The sequence below is a fragment of the Ruegeria sp. SATB045 genome (genome assembly GCF_059613525.1).
In genome coordinates this window covers 174,355-191,603 of record NZ_JBXWSR010000036.1, presented here as the reverse complement: position 1 = coordinate 191,603, position 17,249 = coordinate 174,355, and the positions used below count along the sequence as shown (strand labels likewise).

15 protein-coding genes are annotated in these 17,249 nt (G+C 52.3%); 8 read left to right on the top strand and 7 right to left on the bottom strand.

Annotation, left to right across the window (positions count from 1 at the left end; genetic code table 11):
- Nucleotides 1–26: 26 nt before the first annotated feature.
- Nucleotides 27–1,190 (bottom strand): ABC transporter substrate-binding protein, encoded by a 1,164-nt coding sequence (locus AC2FNR_RS19515; protein ID WP_093962198.1) that lies wholly within the window; start codon nt 1,188–1,190, stop codon nt 27–29.
- A gap of 34 nt (nt 1,191–1,224) precedes the next feature.
- The gene (locus AC2FNR_RS19510; RefSeq protein ID WP_496850888.1) at nt 1,225–2,325 is read right to left on the bottom strand and encodes an ABC transporter ATP-binding protein; all 1,101 of its coding nucleotides are present in this window, start codon (nt 2,323–2,325) and stop codon (nt 1,225–1,227) included.
- Between the two features lie 153 nt (nt 2,326–2,478).
- Here AC2FNR_RS19510 and AC2FNR_RS19505 point away from each other — a divergent pair, with 153 nt between their 5' ends.
- Together AC2FNR_RS19505 and AC2FNR_RS19500 are read left to right on the top strand one after the other, a co-directional pair.
- On the top strand, nt 2,479–3,246 hold the full coding sequence (locus tag AC2FNR_RS19505) for a helix-turn-helix transcriptional regulator (RefSeq protein WP_480536629.1): 768 nt from the start codon (nt 2,479–2,481) through the stop codon (nt 3,244–3,246).
- Between the two features lie 236 nt (nt 3,247–3,482).
- Nucleotides 3,483–3,686: a hypothetical protein gene (locus tag AC2FNR_RS19500; RefSeq protein WP_058283652.1), complete on the top strand. Its 204-nt coding sequence runs from the start codon at nt 3,483–3,485 to the stop codon at nt 3,684–3,686.
- Between the two features lie 512 nt (nt 3,687–4,198).
- Here the strand turns inward: AC2FNR_RS19500 and AC2FNR_RS19495 are convergent.
- Nucleotides 4,199–4,651, bottom strand: a complete 453-nt coding sequence (locus AC2FNR_RS19495) for a hypothetical protein (RefSeq protein ID WP_496850887.1) — start codon at nt 4,649–4,651, stop codon at nt 4,199–4,201.
- A gap of 271 nt (nt 4,652–4,922) precedes the next feature.
- Between AC2FNR_RS19495 and AC2FNR_RS19490 the strand changes: the two genes are divergently transcribed.
- Entirely contained in the window at nt 4,923–5,453 is a 531-nt protein-coding gene (locus AC2FNR_RS19490; RefSeq protein ID WP_496850886.1) for a hypothetical protein, read from the top strand.
- Nucleotides 5,454–5,596: 143 nt separating this feature from the next.
- Here AC2FNR_RS19490 and AC2FNR_RS19485 read toward each other — a convergent pair whose 3' ends face one another.
- Complete coding sequence (locus tag AC2FNR_RS19485) at nt 5,597–6,649, bottom strand: AAA family ATPase (protein ID WP_496850885.1); 1,053 nt, start codon at nt 6,647–6,649, stop codon at nt 5,597–5,599.
- An 841-nt stretch (nt 6,650–7,490) separates the two neighbouring features.
- Between AC2FNR_RS19485 and AC2FNR_RS19480 the strand changes: the two genes are divergently transcribed.
- From AC2FNR_RS19480 to rfbC, 5 genes are all read left to right on the top strand, one after another.
- On the top strand, nt 7,491–8,558 hold the full coding sequence (locus tag AC2FNR_RS19480) for a hypothetical protein (protein ID WP_496850883.1): 1,068 nt from the start codon (nt 7,491–7,493) through the stop codon (nt 8,556–8,558).
- 320 nt (nt 8,559–8,878) lie between these two features.
- On the top strand, nt 8,879–10,183 hold the full coding sequence (locus tag AC2FNR_RS19475) for an NAD(P)H-dependent oxidoreductase (protein ID WP_209195820.1): 1,305 nt from the start codon (nt 8,879–8,881) through the stop codon (nt 10,181–10,183).
- A 19-nt stretch (nt 10,184–10,202) separates the two neighbouring features.
- The gene (locus AC2FNR_RS19470; RefSeq protein ID WP_480869049.1) at nt 10,203–11,312 is read left to right on the top strand and encodes an NAD-dependent epimerase/dehydratase family protein; all 1,110 of its coding nucleotides are present in this window, start codon (nt 10,203–10,205) and stop codon (nt 11,310–11,312) included.
- Nucleotides 11,312–12,661: a UDP-glucose dehydrogenase family protein gene (locus AC2FNR_RS19465; RefSeq protein ID WP_496850881.1), complete on the top strand. Its 1,350-nt coding sequence runs from the start codon at nt 11,312–11,314 to the stop codon at nt 12,659–12,661. Before AC2FNR_RS19470 ends, AC2FNR_RS19465 begins: the two co-directional genes overlap by 1 nt.
- Before the next feature lie 31 nt (nt 12,662–12,692).
- Nucleotides 12,693–13,226, top strand: a complete 534-nt coding sequence (rfbC, locus tag AC2FNR_RS19460) for a dTDP-4-dehydrorhamnose 3,5-epimerase (protein ID WP_480869051.1) — start codon at nt 12,693–12,695, stop codon at nt 13,224–13,226.
- A 248-nt stretch (nt 13,227–13,474) separates the two neighbouring features.
- On the opposite strand, the gene AC2FNR_RS19455 is transcribed toward rfbC, so the two are convergent.
- The 3 genes from AC2FNR_RS19455 to AC2FNR_RS19445 all read right to left on the bottom strand — a co-directional run bounded on the left by AC2FNR_RS19455 (nt 13,475) and on the right by AC2FNR_RS19445 (nt 17,058).
- The gene (locus tag AC2FNR_RS19455) at nt 13,475–14,644 is read right to left on the bottom strand and encodes a glycosyltransferase (protein ID WP_496850880.1); all 1,170 of its coding nucleotides are present in this window, start codon (nt 14,642–14,644) and stop codon (nt 13,475–13,477) included.
- Nucleotides 14,645–14,753: 109 nt separating this feature from the next.
- Nucleotides 14,754–15,668, bottom strand: coding sequence for a glucose-1-phosphate cytidylyltransferase (gene rfbF, locus AC2FNR_RS19450; protein ID WP_496850879.1), 915 nt, complete (start codon nt 15,666–15,668; stop codon nt 14,754–14,756).
- A 187-nt stretch (nt 15,669–15,855) separates the two neighbouring features.
- Entirely contained in the window at nt 15,856–17,058 is a 1,203-nt protein-coding gene (locus tag AC2FNR_RS19445) for an O-antigen ligase family protein (RefSeq protein ID WP_496850877.1), read from the bottom strand.
- Nucleotides 17,059–17,249 lie beyond the last annotated feature (191 nt).

Genomic DNA, 17,249 nt, shown 5'->3' with positions numbered 1-17,249 from the left:
TTTTCCGATATTGGCGGCCTTGCCGCTTAGGCCGACTTGAAGCGGGCGAGCAACTCGGCACGGTTTGGATCGGTTAGTGTAGCCGCCGCGCCGAACTCGAGTGCATTCAGAAGGTCAGCTGCCGGATAAAGGATCGGATCTTCCAGTAGTTCCTTCGGCAGCAACGCATTGGTGCGAGCATCAGCCGATGGATAGCCGTGGGCGAGGACTTCTTTCGCATTAACTTCCGGGTTCAGCAGGAAGTCGATCAAGGCATAAGCGGCATCCATATGGGGTGCGCCCTTAGGAATAGCGTAGTAGTCGGACCAGAGTTCACCGCCCTCAGTTCCCAGAACGTAGGCGATTTCAGGCATGTCGACATTCATCTGCTTGCCGTCACCTGTCCAGCACATCGTCATCCAGGCGTCACCGTTACGCATCGGTGGCTGATAATCCGACGAGATTGCAAACAGATGCGGTTTGGCATCCAGCAACAATTTCTCGGCATCCGCCAGTTCCTTCTCATCGACCGAGTTGAAGGAGTAGCCGAAGTATTTCAGTGCATTACCGATGGTGGTGAGTTGGTAATCATGCACCATTGTCCGGCCTGAGTAACCTTCCATAGTAAGGTCCCAGAACTCTTTCCATGTGGTTGGAGTCGGAGCGCCGTCAAGCTTGCTGGTGTTCACTGCAAAGCCAGTCGTGCCCCAGTTTTTTGGGACCGCGTAAAGCTGGCCATCGACAGAACCGGCATCGGAAAAGCGCTGTTCGAATGAACCTGCGTCGTAGTTTGGCAGTTTGGACGTATCGAGCGGGATGATCAGATCTTCACCCACATACGTAGTGATCGTGTAGTTGGTTGGAACGAAAACGTCCCAGCCAGACCCTCCAGCCTGAAGTTTTGCCAACATCTCTTCGTTCGAGCCAAAAACATTGACCTGAACATGGGCGCCAGTGGCTTCCGTGAAGGCTTCGAAGTTCATCTCGTCATGGTAGTTCGGCCATGTGGCGAGGATCACTCGGTCGCCAATGTCCCCGGCAGCAAATGCCGGGCGTGGACGCAACCCAGGAATGGCCGTGCCCAGAACGGCCGTTGCCATCCCAAGACCTGTCACGCCTAAGAAATGTCGCCGTGTAACCGAACCCTTTTGGTACCGGCGAAGCTCTTCCATGAACTTTTGCTTGGAAATAGTCCCATTATCCTTGGTCATTGTGAACCTCTCTGTTGTTGGATTGCGGGATTTGTTATTTTTCCAGGATCAGCAGTGCGCCTTCGCCCCATGAAACAAAGGCCTGCTCTCCTGCATTGAACGTCCCCTCGTTCAATTCCGCTTGCCTTGGCACAAGTACATGGAAATCACCCAGTGCTTCATTGCGCGCAAGGTATTCTGTGTGCTCCCCAAGGAAGATCCGATTTTGAATGGTAACTGGCAGAGCGATTTCAGCTGTGGGTAGCGCGCGGGTCAGCGTGATCTGTTCAGGACGGATACTAACGCACACTTCCTGCCCTGCATCTATTGGAATCTCCGGAGTTCCGTGCACCTTTTGGCCACTCGCTAAACGCACAGTGATTTGGTCGGCTGCTGAGTCAGTCACAGTTGCATCAAAGAAATTAGAGGTGCCTACAAATCCAGCCACGTAGCGGCTGCGGGGCATGTCATAGAGTTCGCGTGGGCTGCCAACCTGCACAATACTGCCGCCTTCCATCACACAAATTCGGTCGGACATTGAAAGCGCTTCTTCTTGGTCGTGCGTGACGAGGACAAAAGTTATTCCCAGTTGTCGTTGCAGGTTCTGCAGTTCAAACTGCATTTCTTTTCGAAGCTTTCGATCCAGAGCAGCCATTGGTTCATCAAGCAGCAAAAGCTTGGGCTCGTTTACGATCGCACGCGCCAAAGCGACGCGTTGCTGCTGACCACCAGACATCTCCCAGATGCGACGTGGGCCAAACCCACCAAGACGGACAGTTTCCAGCGCTTGCTCAACCTTTGTCGCGATTGTTTGTTTGTCTACGCGTGGTCGTTGTTGGCGCAGGCCGTACGCGATGTTGTCGAACACGCTTAGGTGAGGAAAAAGAGCATAGTGCTGAAACACCATGTTGACTGGGCGATGGTGCGCATCCAAGTCGTTGACGACTTTTCCATCGAGCAACACCTGACCTTCGGTAGGCTTCTCGAAACCTGCCAACATTCTAAGCGCAGTGGTTTTGCCGCAACCAGATGGGCCTAAGAACGACAGGAACTCTCCTTTCCCAATGGAAAGATTCAGGTCTTTGGCGGCGACCACATTCCCGAAGGTCTTGGTCACTCCTCGGAGTTCCGCAATCGTCTGCATGGTGACGCTCATGTCAAAGCTCATATACTGCCGTTTTCCTTTTGCTTGATTTTTTGGCATTTGTTGGCATACCACTCAAACAAGGAAAAAGTAACAATAACTCGGAATAACTGTATATACCACAATTGGGGTATAGAAGTGCTTTTCGAAAATCTGGAGCGACGTGTGTACGATTGGATGGAAGAGGCCGGCAGGGTCGTGGAGAAGATCGGAACCCCAGAATTTCCATGTGCTTTGGCAGATGGCTTACGGCAGGTCGCACCATTTGATTTTACGGTGGTGTTTGGCCATGTCGGAACCGAAGCACCAATAGACATTCACGACGATTTCCCCAAAAGCAAACGGCGTATTTTTGTTGAGGATTACCAAGCCGGGCCCTACGTACTTGATCCATTTTTTTTGGCCGCGACAAAACCAATAACACCGGGTCTGTACCGCATGCGCGATATCGCACCGGACAGGTTCTATCAGGGCGAATACTATCGCAGCTATTACAAAAGGACTGGGTTAGCAGAGGAGATTGGCTACTTTATCGATATCCCAGGCGTTGGGATGGTTGTGGTCTCGCTCATGCGAGCAGAGAAGCCTTTTTCCGCCAAGGAAATTCGTCATTTGCAAGCTCTATGGCCGCTCGTTCGGGCAGCCTGTTGCAAACATTGGAGTGACTTTCCAACGATGGCCCGCGGCGCCGCAGCGAATGGCGTTAGTCGTCGCGTTGATCTAGCATTCCAGGCATTTGGCGATGGCGTTCTGACGTCACGAGAACGAGAAGTCGTTGAGTTCACATTGAAAGGCCATTCGGCAGAAGCTGTTGGCACAATTCTCGGCATCTCTCCAGGCACAGTCCGCATCCACAGACGCAACATTTACGCGAAACTTAGGATCAACTCGCAGGGTGAGCTTTTTTCAAAGTTCATTGAAAAGGCGCTTTAAAAGGTTCCTTGAACACCCACTTTATCCGTTTTGCCGACCTTGCTACCTTGTGACCCGGAAAACACCAAACATTTGGACGGCACTGTCTGATAGCCAAGGAACCCAAAGGGAGAGGGTTGGGACGCCTGGGACCCATGTTGGGCTAAATTAATACACGAAAACGCTTTCGGGCCATTGTCTATCTAACCGGATCAGCCGTTTTAAAAATGGCGTCAAGATACGAAAGGCAAAATTTCATGGACGCACCAGTTATCCAGTTGATTTTTATGCTCATCTTGCTGGTTGTCGTGATCTGGCTTTATATCCTGCCGATCACGATGGCAGGGCGGCGCAACCGGTCTGGTTTGATCTGGTTCCTGATCGGTCTGGTTGGATCACCCCTTTTGGCTATTCTTTTGCTGCTGGCTCTGGGTGACGCACCCGAACAACCAACAACCTAATTTTGGGACGATACCTCTGACACTCAAAAGGGCTTAACCGGAGGGTATCAGGACGCTCGTGAGCCATAACGTCCTGCTCAGCATGCAATAAGGGTGCCAATTGAGACACTATACTTCCGGAAGTGAAGACAACTAATCCTTCTCACTCTCCACAACCGTGTACTGTAAACCCAAGGTCGGCCGATTTGATTGGAGAACCACTGACCGCTTTGTCCGCATTGCGGTCATTCCGATGGCCGCACTACTCAGACACGCTCAGGCAACCCGAAGTTCTCTGTGACAGCATTTCCACTGCGTCTGCCATATGGGCAAGGTCTAGTGGCAGAGGCTTAGAGCCTTGCTGCGCCGGGCGGTAGGCCGGAGAGAAGTCGTTTCAGAATGAAAAGGGGGTGGGGGTTTAGAGGTGGCGCTTCAAAAAACAGGGGGTATTTAGTGTTGTTATTGTTGTTGTTGGAATTTGCGCCAGCCTCTCACCAAACCCCTTGGTAACATGCCAATGCTGGCGTTATTCGTTAACCGAATTGAACAACAAAGTCGTCTCTTTCGTAGTCAAACCACTTTCCACTATCGTCCCATTTTTCGTCCCCTATTGATTTGACGAGTTGATCCAACCGATCAAATCTATGAATCATCTCGATGCAAGCGTCCTTTTGTGTAGTGTGCCGCCTTGCTAGCAAGGGTGCAGAAGACCTGATCGGGTCGTAAATACACAAAACGTGATCGCCCTCTCCAATAGGAAGCCTTTGCCAAGCGTTGTCGATTGTCCGAATGCTCTGCCCATCCTTTTGCCACAACTCCAATACTAGGTCATTGCATGCAAAATCACTTGGTTTGTAAGAGGTTATCACTCCAGTAAACCCTTCATCTGATCGATAGACTTCCCGACGAGCCAAACCTTCGTCCGTGAAAGCACATTCGAAGTAGTGTTCGATCAAAAAGTCGTAGCTGTACATTTCTTCGGTCACGGCTCGACACTCCCCAACTACTTGCCTTCTGCCTTTACTAATCTTCTGAGCGGTATGGTCTAGAAGGCTTCTTCCTCCACTGTGGGTTGTGACCAGATCGCAACTAAACCCGGCTGCGACTCGTCAGCCTCCATGGTCTTTTGTGTGTAGGCTGGAGTGAAACAACCTTCGTTCTAATTAGGCAACAGCAGGAACTTAACTTGGCATTTACCTTTTGTAGCGGGCCGTGGGTGCTATCCCTTAGCGACCTGAAGCAAGAATGGTAAACTGAATGCTCGACACCAAAACATCCTACGAGAGCCTCCTTGGTATGAATGCTGGAATAAATTGCGTGAAGTACAGGCAGAAATTCAAGGACCTCGTGAGGAACGCTGAAGGAATTCCTCTTCATTTAGAAGATGAGGTGGAGAAGCGTGGCAACGCTTTGGCGGACACCTACGAAAACCTCTACGACAATCGTAAGAAGGCCATGAAGGATGCAGGAATTCAGGTGTCTCAACTTCTTCGAGCAGACGAAGGGAACGTTGTTGCAGCCAATTTTGCGGCATGTGTTTCAGTCCCGGTTTTCGTTCAGTTCTTGGAACAGGGAGATGGTCCATTGTTCGCCGTTTTGGTGCTACACTGGATGCGAGGCAACCCAGACAAAGAATGGGTGTTTAGCCACCTCTGTGAAGCTGTACACTGTTACTTTTCCCTAGAGAACCTGCGAAGCGAACTTGGCGAAGCTGCCGAATACCCCTTTGATGATCTGAGGGACTATCTGAGGGAAGCGCTGCACCAATATAATCACAGGCACTGTTGACCTACAGCGGGCAACGGAAAGGCATTCTGTCAGGCGGGAGATTTTCAACAATAGATGGGTTGTCCCGTGTCCTGTCCCACTAGTGCATATGGACAGTGGACACCCCTATGAAGAGGGGCAATGCCCCCCTTCTGAATACCAGCTCAAAAAGCCTCAACCACGGCGTTATCGTTGTCATTCACAAAATCTACCGAAGTATAGCCCTCAGGCTTCCGGAGTTCTTTTGCCTTTCTGTAGCACTCATCTCGTTCCGTTGCTGTGATGACCCCATGTGCGATCAAATAATTTATCTTATTAGCAACCGTTGTTTTTCCGATTCCCAATGCGTCCGCAATTTCACGGCCTGAAGTATACTGAAGGCTTATTAGGGCCAGATACACCGGTTCTTCCTTGGGGTCCTCCGGCAAGTCTTCGGTAACAACCCATCCATTTTCCTCCAGTGTCCATGTGCGGTTTTCTATACGGTTGTCGCCCTTGGAGCGGTACTTTTCGAACTCGGCTACAAATTTCGCTTGCCCAGCGGAGGATAGTTTTGGCTTTTTGAGACCGATAATTACTTCGAAGGTTGCAGCAAGCGCCGTGGACCCACGCATACTTTTACCCCCTTTATTGGCGTGATGGATTAGTACCGTCGACACTCCATCCCGCTTCAACTCCAGAAACAAGTCCTGAACCTTTTTGAAAGCGGTCGCATCATTCTCGTCGTCCAGGCCATTGGTCAGTGTGGTGAAGTTGTCCAGAATCATAAGATCGTAATTTCCGGCTACCTCCTTGACTAATACCTCTTGGTGTTCTGGGTCCGTAATGTCGTAGAAGGTAGACCCCAAATCCTGATCTTGTCTGGCTATGATTGTCAGGTTGTTCAGGGCGTCGTTCCTTTGCTCTGGCGTTTCAACGATGCCCCGATTTTCAACCATCATCCGAAGTCGTTCTTGAAGGTCACGGATGTTCATTTCGCCGTCGATATACAGAACCCGTCTGGCTTTCGGTGCGGTCCAGTCTCCCAAGGTCCCTCCTCCAGCAACTGCCAAAGCCATCCCTAGACTGAACATGGTCTTTCCGACGCCTGTTGCAGCCCACAGGATGCAGGTCTCTTCGTTCCGCAACCACGGCTCCAAAATCATCTCTCTGGGTGAAAAGGTCCTTTCCAGCAGATTTCCGACGTTGGTCGATTTTAGCTTCTTTAGTTCAGCCACGTGTTTTCCCTTCATATGTTGTGGTTTGGTTGTTACCGACTGTCTATATGTCGTGGCGAGTATCGTAAGTACATATGAAATCTTTATGCTATAGCCCAAGGAACTTGGCGGGGCCAAAAACGGGGCTACCAGATGTTGTGTGAGACGTAAGCTTGATCAGATGGAAGCGGAATAGGTCACTGTTTTATTGTGATATGTGTTGACTAATACAGTAAATACATATAGCCGAAATCGAACTTTTAATCAGTGGGTCGCAGGTTCGAATCCTGCACGGCTCACCACTTTTTCGAATAAACACAAGCTGTCGATTGGTTGCACAAAGGTGGCCATACGTTCTCACTTGGTTTCCGAAAGCAATACGGAAGCATAGTGACACCGATTGAACTGTACCCAACGAACCACAGCGAGAACGCCTTAGCAAAGGGTTTAAATTTCGAACCCTTCACGGATCACCGCTTTGCCGGAAAAGCGATATCCTTTTGGGAAAGGACCTCAGACACAAGAGCGACGCGGCCTGGCAAAGACCGAAGCTAAGGGTATGGTTAGTCAATATCGCTTTCACTGGGCAGCAGGAGCTTGGAAACTATCGGGACTATGGGTCGTCGCTTTGATGGAATAACTCGATTTTCGTACCCGTCTTGCGGCAAACGACGGCCGAGTTGCGAGAGAACTGCAAATGTGTCAAGTTTTCCAAGTAAGGTTTTACCGACAAGGAAGCTACGTTTTTTAGCGGGAACGACAGACCAGCTAATGGTCAAAAAGCTTTAGGTGTCTGTTAGCGAAGCAAGACGGCAGTTTTGAAACTTCGGTTTGTTACTCTGTTTTAGACTGGAATTCCATTGTGTTAAAAGAATTCGCCAAGCAAGTACTGCAGATTTCTCCGAAGATACCGCTTTTTATCCTCGATCGGCTAATTAAAGAATCGCAGCCAACCGACAAACGCGCAAAAGTCGTATTTTCGGCCCTGACAAAGGCTGGGCCACTCGCCAACGGAAAGGTTTCGGCATTCGAGTTCCTTCCGACGTTCTGTGACACTTTGCGAAGGAATGGGTTCGCAACCGAATGGGCGTCGAATGTTGCTGAATTGGATGCGTCTCTGAGCGATGAAGTGCCGGTTTTTCTGGTCCACCTATTTGGTGAAGACCATAGTGATATTTTCAGTGCGAAGGTGCTGGATCTCGAAAAGAAAGCCATCGCGACATTCAATACCGCCGAGGCTGGTCAGTTGTTGGCGGACAAGCTGGCGTCGCACAAGGCATTTGTGGATGCTGGTATCCCGGTTCCGACGCTCAGGGAAACCGGGGGCTTCGTCAGAAGTCGTTTCGGGACGGCCTTACCGACCGAGATTCAAGAGGGAACCGAGGCACTACCTGCTGAGGATGAACGGCGGATATTTACTGACTTCATTGACACGCGGATCGAGTACGACGGCCGACTGTTCTACACGACCGTCAGAATCGTTTGCACCGACGACACGATCCTTCATTCATATCCAAGGGCCCGCGACGCGAAGGAAGAGAACCCTAGTGTGCATGCCAAAGATACTCCCCTTGAACCCGCTTTGGTCGAATACCTGAACGACGCTCTGGTCGTCCCAAATGCTGAGGCATTCGAAGGCATAGCGCGGAATCTACACCATGTTCTTGGCCACGGTTTTTTCGCGCATGACTTGGTAATCGATAACGTTTCAGGTGAAATCTTTGTTTGTGAAGGGGGGTTTAAGTTCGACGACCCTTCCTACTGGCGGCATATGAAGCGCATTTCCTCTGATTTACCCAGTCAAGCTGTCCTGTTTCCAATTCAAAACTTTGCAAAACATTCGTCGGAAACATTTTGTCGACGCTGCCTGTCCATTCTTGAAGAAACCCAGGTCAAAGCGGCGTCTGCAGCAGGCCTAGGGTCCAATTGACAGAGCTGACAGATGCGGAGCGCACCGAGCCATTGATCACGAGGCGAGTGACGCATGGTTCGGATGGTTTTAAGGGAAGCACACCCCCGAATCCGGTGTCACTTTTGACTATTCTTTGGAATGCGCCGTGTTCAATCAGCCACTGAATGCTCAGATAAATCGAATCGTTTATGTGAATCACGATTCCAGTTTATCCTTTGATCAAGTGCTTGTGAGCAAAGCGCGTTGGTTTGCGCAAGGCCCAGTCTGACTAAAGACTGCCATTTGCTATCTACTGGCGCAAAGATCGAACTGTTAGTTTTTTTATTGGTTGTATGTAAATGATCATTGTCGATACCCTTCTCAAGAACCGTGCTGCCGAGAATAATCCAGTCCGGATCGGTGTATTTGGCGCCGGGTTCATGGGGCGCGGTCTGGTCAATCAGGTTGTGCGATATACCCCCGGAATGCATGTCGGCGTCTTGTGTAACCGCACTGTTTCCGCCGCGCGGCAGGCATTGCTGGATGCCGGCGTTCCCCCCAGTGATATCGTCGAAGCTGAAACTGTCGCTGCCGCTGACATAGCCGTCGAACAGGGCAAGTCCGTGATCACCGCAGACCCTTTGGTGGCCTGTGCGATGTCACAGGTCGATGTGTTGATCGAAGCAACTGGCCATGTGGAATACGGCGCTCGGGTCACGACAGCTGCGATTGAGAACAGCAAACACATGGTTCTGATGAATGCCGAGTTGGACAGCACGGTCGGGCCTCTGCTTAAGCAAATGGCAGATCAGGCGGGCGTTATTCTGACTGGATGTGATGGCGATCAGCCGGGCGTGCAGATCAACCTGCTGCGATTTGTTGAAAGCATCGGTCTGATCCCTCGGGTTTGCGGCAACATCAAGGGCTTGCAGGATCGTTACCGCAATCCGACCACGCAGGAGGGTTTCGCCAAGCAATGGGGGCAAACCCCGCACATGGTCACCTCGTTCGCGGATGGCACCAAGATCAGCTTCGAGCAGGCAATTGTGGCCAATGCAACCGGGTTCAAAGTGGCGCAACGTGGCATGATCGGGATTGAGCACAAAGGTCATGTGGACGAGTTGACCGGGGCCTATGATCTTGACCAGATCCGCGCATTAGGCGGGATCGTTGAGTATGTGGTCGGTAGTCAGCCCAGCCCCGGCGTATACGTCTTTGCCGAGGCGCAGGACGATATGCAGCGCCACTATCTGAACTATGGCAAACTGGGGCAGAACGACCTTTACAGCTTTTATGTGCCTTACCACCTGACGATTTTTGAGGTACCGCTGTCCGCCGCGCGTGTGGCTTTGGCCCAGGATACCGTGATCGCGCCTATCGCCGGTCCCGTCGTGGATGTAATCACCTGTGCCAAGACCGACCTGAAAGCCGGGGCCAAACTGGATGGTCTGGGCGGATACATGACCTATGGCATGTGCGAAAACTATGACGTGGTGCGGTCGCAGAACCTGCTACCGATTGGTCTGGCCGAGAACGCAACGCTAAAGCGCGATATCTCGAAAGATGCCGTCCTGACATATGACGATGTCGATCTGCCAACCGATAGCCTCACGGTCAAACTGCGCCAGCAACAAGACGAAATGTTCCCTGTTACCAGTCCTTAACTTTAAAGAGAAAACTCTCGTGAAAACTGCTCAAGATGTTGTTTCTGCTGATTTAGACTATATCGCCCGCAAGATTGGGCCCGAGTTTCAAGCCATGTCGGGTCAAAACCTTCTGATCCTCGGAGGCGCAGGGTTTCTGGGATTTTACCTTGTCCAATCCGTCCTGCATTGGAACAAGCTGTCCGGCCAAAAGCCGATCTCGTTGACCGTTTTCGACAATTATATCCGGGGCGTTCCCGATTGGCTGAAAGCGATCGAAGGTGATGCCAACCTGACCTTGGCCACGCATGACATCACGAACCCCCTGCCGGATGATATGGGCGATTATGACTATATCATCCACGCGGCCTCGATCGCGTCACCGATCTACTATCGCCAACACCCGCTCGAGACGATGGACGCGAATGTTGGTGGCCTGAGGTATATGTTGGAATATGCTTTGAAACAGGCTCAAAAGGGCAAGCCGATCAAAGGGTTCCTGTTCTACTCGACCTCCGAGATTTACGGCGATCCGACCCCCGAAAACATTCCCACACCCGAGACGTATCGGGGCAATGTGTCCTGCACTGGCCCACGCGCCTGTTACGACGAATCCAAGCGGTATGGAGAAACGCTGTGCGTCGTGTTCGCGCAACAGCACGACCTGCCGATCACGATCGCGCGGCCCTTCAACAATTATGGGCCGGGGCTTAAGATCTCGGACCGGCGGGTTTTGCCGGATTTCGCCCGCGATATCTTTGCGGGGCGCGATATCGTAATGCTCAGCGATGGCGCACCAACCCGGACGTTTTGCTACGTCGCCGATGCGGTCTGTGGCTATTACAAGATCATGCTGAACGGAAAACCGGGTGAGGCCTATAATATCGGGATCGAAGAACCTGAGATTTCGATGGCCAATCTGGCCGAGCGTGTCACCGCGATTGCCAAGGATGAATTCGGGTATTCCGGCAAGGTCGTGTTTCAGGTCTCGGACGACAAGGACTATCTGGTCGACAACCCAAACCGCCGGTGTCCGGTGATCGCCAAGGCTCGCGCCGAAATCGGATATGACCCCGAGATCGGCGTGGATGAGGGCCTGCGGCGTGCGCTGCTGTGGTACAGCGACAATCAAGAGTCAGAGGATAAGTGATGCGCGTCTCGGTTATCGGAACAGGGTATGTTGGGCTGGTTTCAGGCGCTTGTCTTGCGGGTAAAGGGCACGATGTGGTTTGCGTGGACACGGTTCAGCAAAAAATCGACCAGATCAACGCCTGTACCCCGCCCATACACGAAGACGGACTGGCCGAGCTGTTGCGCGAAACTGTTGGCAAGACCCTGCGCGGAACAACAGACCTGCGCGAAGCGGTGCTCAATTCAGACATTTCACTGATAGCGGTTGGAACGCCGTTCGACGGCAGTGAAATTGACCTCAAATACATCCGCGACGTGTCCCGTCAGATTGGCGAGGTGTTAAAAGACAAAGACGCCTACCATGTCGTGGTGGTCAAAAGCACGGTGGTGCCCGGCACGACGGATACGGTGGTCACGCCCATTCTTGAGGAAGCCTCTGGCAAAAAAGCAGGCCAGGATTTCGGCACCGGTATGAACCCCGAGTTTCTGAAAGAGGGTGAAGCGATTGCCGATTTCATGCATCCCGACCGGATCGTGATCGGCGGCAATGACAGTCGCGCAATCGCCGTGATGGATGAGCTTTATTCGGTTTTCCCCTGCGTCGACATTGTGCGGACAAACCCGGCGACAGCGGAAATGATCAAATATACAGCCAACTCTTTGTTGGCGACGTTGATTTCCTTTTCGAATGAAATCGGAAATCTCTGTGCCAAGGTCGGTGTCGACGTTGTCGAAGCGATGGAGGGGATGCATCTGGACAAGCGGTTCACGCCGATCCTGCCGGACAACGCGGAAAGGGTCTGGCCGGGGTTCATAACCTATCTGGCGGCGGGTTGCGGCTTTGGCGGAAGTTGCTTTCCAAAGGATGTAAAAGCGTTGATTGCCTATGGCGAAAACGCAGGTGCACCCATGCCTCTGCTGAACGCGGTAATCCAGACGAACACCAAACAGCCGCATCAGATGATGGACCGGCTCAGATCGCATATCCCGGCTTTGGCCGGGCGGCGCGTCACTGTTCTGGGCGTGGCGTTCAAGCCGGGTACGGATGATATCCGCGAAAGCCCTGCTTTGACCATTATCAGCGAGTTGTTGGCAGATAAGGCTGTTGTGACCGCTTATGATCCAATTGCCCGGCATGAGGCCGAAGCACTGTTCGGGGACAGGATTACCTATGAGGACGATCTGAAACAGGCTCTAAATGGGGCAGATGCAGTCATGATCGTCACGCGTTGGCCCGAGTTTTCCGAGCTTCCCATGCTGTTGAACGGTCAAACGGTACAGCCTTTGGTGATCGACGGACGCCGGATGATACCCAAGGACAGCGTTTCTCGGTACGAAGGTATCGGTCTGCAGCCTGCGGTGTCCTAACCATCGGCAGTGGAAGGAAAAGGGGACAACGATGATCTTTCAGGAAACGCCTCTGTCCGGTGCCTATCTGATCGAGTTGGAGCGGCGCGGCGATGATCGCGGCTTCTTTGCCCGGACGTTCTGCGCGCAAGAGTTCGCAGCGCATGATCTTGTGACCAATTTCGTGCAGGGGAACATGAGCCTCAGCCGTGACGCAGGGACTTTGCGCGGTCTGCATTTCCAACACGCCCCGGCGCAAGAGACCAAGTTGATCCGATGTGTTGCGGGCGCGTTGTTCGATGTAATTGTTGATATTCGCCCCGGTTCCAAGACCTATCTGCAGAGTTTCAGCGCTGAATTGAGCGCACAGAACGGACTTGCCATGTATGTGCCCAAGGGCTTTGCACACGGGTTTCAAACGCTTCAGCCAGACTCAGTCGCCAGTTACATGGTTGACGAGTATTACTCGCCGCAAAATGAGGGTGGGTTTCGGTACGACGACCCCGCGCTTAGTATAACGTGGCCGCATGAAGTGACTGAGATTTCAGCCAAGGACACAAGCTGGCCGCTGATCGAAAACGACTGATACGGGGAGCGTGTTCTCAGGCGAACGCGATTCCTGAAAGCGATCAATCGAATCGGTTTTCAAGCGATAGTTTCCAAAAAGTTAACAATCAGTTTCCATTCGAGGAGTGGACACAATTTTGCCACAATGTCATTCTTCTCGTGTGGGCGGCAAGTTTGATTTTAGCACGTTCTGGTTTTTTGACTGGTTTTGAGGGGGTACTGAGTGCGACCTGCCGCCCCACGACTTCACCACAGAAATGGGATGGATCAAGTGGCCGCCAAGGCATTCGGACCAAGTGTCTGTTCCTGTTGCGTTGCACCTAGTTTCCCCGCGATATCTGAAAGGTGCTGACGACGTTTTAGCATACCGTCGGGCTCGGGCAGGTTAAGATGGTCCAACACTTGCGCCCAACGATGCATCCAGTCGTGTTTTTGCAGGCCGTGCGCAAAATTGACCCTGCGAATCCGGTCCTGTTCGGCGGGATCATCCCAAAGGGCCACGATCCTTTCCAAGGCTTCATCGGGGTCTTCGGGCAATCTGATGACCGAGTCGGGCCAGTCGAAGAACCGATGATAGTCCTCCATATCCGGGGCGTATCCGACCTGAATCGCACCGCCTGCAAAGCCCTCAATGTGTCGCGGGCCCCAGGCGATATTGCCTGCCTTTTGGTCTGCATGGCCCAGTTTGGCGATATCCACCATGAACAGCTTTGAGTGCTGAATCAGATTCGCGAGCAAATCGCGATGCACCGTATGATCGCCGGTGATCGGGGGTTTGGTGGCAGAATCGTAGATGTAAAAGCCCTGTCTCTGCTTGATTGCAGCAAGCAGGTTCTGGTGCAATTCAGCGCGGCGTCTGCCCATGGAATACATGTCGACCGGCCGATCGACGTTCAGGGAGTCGGGCGCGAACCTGACCATATCCGCGGCGGCGGGCATCTGGATGACGGGGGTGTCGGTCAGATCCTGAATCATGCCGCAGGTTTCGGCAAAGGCGCAGGCGATCAGGTCGAATTGCGAGAGGGACTTGATCAACGGAGTGTATAGGTCGATATCGCCGCTCCAAACCTCTTCCAGTACACAGACTGCCGTGTCGCACTGCTCGCGCCAGTTCGGTACCGCATCCAGTACCAATAGCTCATCAGGTCTTTGAATATTGCAAAGAAAAAGATCGTAACCCTTGGTCAAGCGAGATTGCGGCACACCAGAGGGCCAGTGCTGAAAAAGGTCCGTCCGTTTGGACAACCATCGCTTGGGATTCAACGGAATGCGAGGTTGTCTGGTACGGGTCGGTGTCAGAACCTGCGCGTCCTCGATCTCGGCAACGACATCCTCGAACTCATAGCCCGAGCACCGAGAGATATTTGCGTTGAGTTTGCGTTGCGAGAATATCAATACCTCGCGTCGCACCGGTGCGGAAACTGCGGAACTGGTCACACTTTTACTCCTTACACACAACGCACGCCTGGACCTGATCCAAGCTTCGCGCCTTATCGCAACGCCTTTCTGACAGACGGTCTATGCCCGGCCCGAATGGCGGTTTGTGTCACAGGGACTTGTATCGCACCCAATCGCCGGGATTGCCGCCTCGGCCTATTCCGGGGCGGTGTTTTCCGTTGCCATCTTCTGGGGCCTGGGGCGCGTTGCCATTCGCGTTTTCCCAGGTTGCCCAGGGCCGGTTGCCGCTTTTCCACATATCTTCAAGGCGACGTTTGTCGGCAAGGTGATCCATGCAATACCAAAAGCCGGAATGGCGATAGGCCATTAGTTGGCCCAATTCCATCAGCTTGGGCAGAGGGCCTTCTTCCCACATGATTTCGTCGCCATTGACGTCCGCCACTGCGTCGAACACCTCGGGTTCCAGTACGAAAAACCCGCCATTGATCCAGTCAGCAGCGGTTTCGGGTTTTTCCATGAAGCCTTCGACCAAACCATCTTCGCGGACCTGCAAATGGCCGAACGTCGTAAGGGGTCGTACCATGGTGATCGTGGCCAGCTTGCCATGTGACCTGTGAAAGGCCAGCAACGCATCAAGGTCGACGTTGGACACGCCGTCGCCATAGGTCAGCATGAAAGTTTCGTTGCCCAGATAAGGCTGTAGTCGGGCAAGGCGCCCGCCGGTCATGGTATTGGTCCCAGTATCAATAAGATCGACCGTCCAGGGCGGCATCTGCGCGTCCAGCACACTGTTGTGATATTCGGGCTCGCCGAACAATTCGCGTTTGGCGAAATCCACTCGGAGGTTTCCGTCGTGCTGGCATAGATCGGATATATACTGCTTGATCAGATCGCCCATATACCCAAGGGCCAAGACAAAATCGTGATGCCCATAGGTCGAGTAGTGCTGCATGATATGCCAAAGGATAGGCCGGTTGGCGATTTCAACCAGAGGCTTGGGACGGATGCGGGTTTCTTCGATCAGGCGGGATCCTTTGCCACCTGCAAATATTGCTGTCTTCAATTGGGCCTCCCCAAAAGTTCCTAAGATTAGAAAAAGACTCGAATTTTCAATATTCAAAGTCGACAACACTTGGCGGGTTGCTGTCAATCTTCCCGCAAGATCAAAGCGCGATTGCAGAAGCAGTTTTTGGAAACATTGCTCAAAATATGCAATATTATTTCCATAACGGAAACGCGCCGCGCGAATTTTATTGTTGGGCTGAAGCTTGACCAGTGCGCACGGTTCTAACGATCAAGTTCATCTTGGTCGCATAAGCCACGAAAAACATCCAAGTGGCGGAAAGCCTCTCCAGAATAAAACTTTCAGTTATGTTGCCAAAGACGAACATCATCCCAAGAACTAGGGTGAAGGCGATCGAGTCGCGGTTCTGGATGAACCACAGGCTGTAGAAAATCGCATAGAAGAACCGCATGAGCGCAAGAAAAAACAAAACAACGCCGACAAATCCGACATTCAGGAAAGTTTCAATCAGGCCATTGTGGGAATAGAAAGGCTGAAACGCCAGTTTGATGAAGTAAATGCGTAAGTACGGTGCGTCTTCGTACCAATGCGCGACATAGCCGTATCCCAGCCAAAACCTGTCCATCGCGTAAGGCCATACGATTTCCCACAGCGGAATACGGTCTGAAAGCGTTGGCTTGCGCCCGATCAGCGCGAACAAAGGCTCTGCGACAGTCGATGTCAGAACAAATGCAGTCACGCCCACCAAAAACAGCGAGATTAGTATGAAGCAGATGGCCCACATGATTTCGCGATTTGGGAAGAGGCCGCGGAAAAAAAGTGCAGACATCGTCACCACAGCCAGGATCTGAGAGGTTCTGGATTCTGATGCAATAAGCAGAAACAGGGACAGCAATGTTAGAAAAACAAACAGAGTTTTCAGTTTTCCCGTAAGTGTTTTCACTGCATAGGCGCAAGACAACAAGGCAGCTGTGGCCGCTGCCCCAAGCCCATTTTTGTGCATATAGATCCCATTCCAAGTGTCCCCCCACGGCGGGATACCCCTTGCTTGCGGGAACGCAATGATTGCCCCCATTGCCAGCACCATGGATAAGCCGAAAAATGTCGCAATGAACAAAAGCAACCCTCGCAGCGACATCATACTGCCCAGGGCCAGGCCGAATGCGGTTGTTACGATTAGCGGAATGCTGCGTTCCAAAGACTCGGCGGGATAGGTGCTCCACGTCACTGATGCTGCAGCAAGGATCACAATCAACACGATCTCGGGTGATGCGACGGCCCCTCGGAGCAAATGCCGATAATAGAGGCACGTGATTGCAAGCATCGGCGCCAGAGATAGGATTTCGATTTTGTTCGCCAGCGAGTTTTGCCACAGCACGATGGACAAAAGCCCAGTTCCCGTCAGAACGATCAGAACCTGGCACACCATTAATACGACCTGATGGAATGTGCTCCCATCCAGGGTCTGGCTCGAAAATGTGCGGTATGTTGCTTTCATAGGGTCAAGGCACGATTCGGGGTTCGGACTAAAAGTGGCCTATAAGCTCTAATAGACGGCTCAGGCTGGGAAAGCGTACTAACCACCCTACGCCTTGTCTATCTTCGTGAACTCAATCGAAA

Bases quoted from the DNA above. Each gene is read 5' to 3' on its own strand.
- AC2FNR_RS19515 (WP_093962198.1), bottom strand. From the start codon at position 1,190: ATGACCAAGGATAATGGGACTATTTCCAAGCAAAAGTTCATGGAAGAG.
- AC2FNR_RS19510 (WP_496850888.1), bottom strand. From the start codon at position 2,325: ATGAGCGTCACCATGCAGACGATTGCGGAACTCCGAGGAGTGACCAAG.
- AC2FNR_RS19500 (WP_058283652.1), top strand. From the start codon at position 3,483: ATGGACGCACCAGTTATCCAGTTGATTTTTATGCTCATCTTGCTGGTT.
- AC2FNR_RS19490 (WP_496850886.1), top strand. From the start codon at position 4,923: ATGCTCGACACCAAAACATCCTACGAGAGCCTCCTTGGTATGAATGCT.
- AC2FNR_RS19475 (WP_209195820.1), top strand. From the start codon at position 8,879: ATGATCATTGTCGATACCCTTCTCAAGAACCGTGCTGCCGAGAATAAT.
- AC2FNR_RS19465 (WP_496850881.1), top strand. From the start codon at position 11,312: ATGCGCGTCTCGGTTATCGGAACAGGGTATGTTGGGCTGGTTTCAGGC.
- rfbC (WP_480869051.1), top strand. From the start codon at position 12,693: ATGATCTTTCAGGAAACGCCTCTGTCCGGTGCCTATCTGATCGAGTTG.
- AC2FNR_RS19445 (WP_496850877.1), bottom strand. From the start codon at position 17,058: ATGGTGTGCCAGGTTCTGATCGTTCTGACGGGAACTGGGCTTTTGTCC.